Below are 2,080 nucleotides of genomic sequence, written 5' to 3'. Positions count from 1 at the left end.
CACCACAACCGCAGACGGTGTTCGAGCCGCTGTAGAGTTTGTCATTGAGGGGGGTGATTGAATACCGCCGAAGGATCGTTGCCCTAGCGGTAGCTGCGTCGCGCAAGAGCAATAAATCTAACGCTGTAAGCGGCGGCCAGACGTAGATATGGTATCAATGTTGGTTGGGCCATCACTACGGCGGGACCAAAGGACTGAACGCGCCAAGGGCTTATGCAACGTCCGCCAATCGCAAACACCAGACTTTGCGGATCTCCGGAGACAGCCCAGAGTCGACCTTGACCGCGAGGTAAGATTGCTGCATTAGCAGCTCGTATTCTGTTGAAAAACTCTGTCTTGATCGAAGGCCATCTGGCTGATTCAATTCTCTTATTGAATGGGAGTTTGGATGATGATGGGACCAAAACAGGAAACTCAGGCTGAGCTGTTCTATGAGTTCTCCCTGGAGGAACATGTCCCGGACAATCATCTGCTGCGGTCGATTGATCGATTTGTTGACCTGAGTAGTATCCGCAATCATTTGGCGGATTTTTACAGTCATACTGGTCGCCCTTCCGTCGATCCCGAGTTGCTGATCCGCATGCTGCTGGTGGGCTATTGCTTTGGCATCCGGTCGGAACGGCGGTTGTGCGAAGAAGTGCACCTGAACCTTGCGTATCGCTGGTTCTGTCGCCTCGATCTGACTGATCGAGTGCCGGATCACTCTACCTTTTCCAAGAACCGCCATGGTCGGTTCCGCGAGAGTGAACTCTTGCGGCACGTGTTCGAAACGACAGTGGCGCGGTGCATCGCAGAAGGTTTGGTCAGCGGCCAGCGTATGGCGATTGATGCCAGCTTGATTGAGGCAGAAGCGACCAAGCAGTATTCAGCGTCACAAGAAGAATGGGATGCTGCACAGATCGATGCCAAGACCGCACCGCGCGCTGTTCGGGAATATCTGGAAACCCTGGATGAGGCCGCGTTTGGTGCTGCCTCGCCAGTCAAGCCTAAGTTCATTTCATATTCGGACCCTGCCAGCCAATGGACAGCGGCGCACAAGGCACCAGCCTTCTTTGCTTACTCTGATAACTACCTCGTTGATACAGATCACAGCGTGATTGTGGATGTGGAAGCGACCAGATCCATCCGGCAAGCCGAAGTGGGGTCGACAAAGACGATGCTGGACCGGGTGAAGGACAAGTTCGACCTCGTCCCCGACTGGATGATCGCCGATACCGCCTACGGCTCAGGCCCGATGCTCGGCTGGCTCGTGGATCGCAAGATCGATCCTTACATCCCGGTCATCGACAAGGCCGGACGCCCCGACGGCACCTGGACACGCACAGACTTCGAATGGGACGCTGAGCATGATCAATATATCTGCCCAGAGGGTCACGCGCTTAAACAGTTCCGCCGGAATTACTCTGATCCAAACCGGGGGCCGTCGGGCAAGGGCACAGCCCGCTATCGCGCCTTGAAAGAAGTCTGCCAGGTATGTCCGTCCAAACAAAGATGCTGCCCCAACGCTGATGCACGCAAAATCACCCGCGAAGAGCACGAAGATGCGCGCCAGGTCGCCAGAGATCTGGCCAAAACTGAAGAGTACCAGATTGCGATGAAGCTCAGAAAGAAAGTTGAGATGCTCTTCGCCCACCTCAAGCGCATCCTAGGCCTTGGACGGCTCCGATTACGTGGACCGTGCGGCGCAAATGACGAATTCCTCCTCGCCGCCACCGCCCAGAACCTCCGCAAATTGGCGAAAATCTTTCCCGCACCGCAGCAAACGCGAAACGCCTGACCAGAAAGGCGCTCGTGCCGTGCTCAGGTCACCCCATTCTGCGACTGCAACACGTTGTTTTTCAACAGAATCGGCGGGAAGCCGCCATTCGCTGCATCAGCGTGAAAACCAAGGCCGCGACAAGAAGCAGCCGTTTAATACGGTGATACTAGTTGCTTATGGTCGTTCTTTCTGGCTGTAAATCCAGGATTGTTTCCTGTTGGCAATTGCATATTAAGGTTGATTTCCAATGGGTTCTGTTTAGCGTCGGACGACGGGCTTTTTCATTCAGATCATTGATACCCACTCAAGGGGAGCGTCCCA

General features: G+C 54.8%; 2 protein-coding genes. One reads left to right on the top strand and one right to left on the bottom strand.

Going from position 1 to position 2,080, the window contains the following annotated elements; all coding sequences use genetic code 11:
* Positions 1 to 211: 211 nt before the first annotated feature.
* Entirely contained in the window at positions 212 to 541 is a 330-nt protein-coding gene (locus tag ACR0CG_RS23715; protein ID WP_480527957.1) for a hypothetical protein, read from the bottom strand.
* Here ACR0CG_RS23715 and ACR0CG_RS23710 point away from each other — a divergent pair.
* Positions 425 to 1,777 carry an IS1182 family transposase gene (locus tag ACR0CG_RS23710; RefSeq protein WP_480527955.1) on the top strand — a complete coding sequence of 451 codons (1,353 nt, stop codon included), beginning with the start codon at positions 425 to 427 and terminating at the stop codon, positions 1,775 to 1,777. The genes ACR0CG_RS23715 and ACR0CG_RS23710 overlap by 117 nt on opposite strands.
* Positions 1,778 to 2,080: the final 303 nt, after the last annotated feature.

The organism is Ruegeria sp. AB8 (genome assembly GCF_056542605.1).
This window is presented reverse-complemented; position numbering and strand designations above follow the sequence as displayed.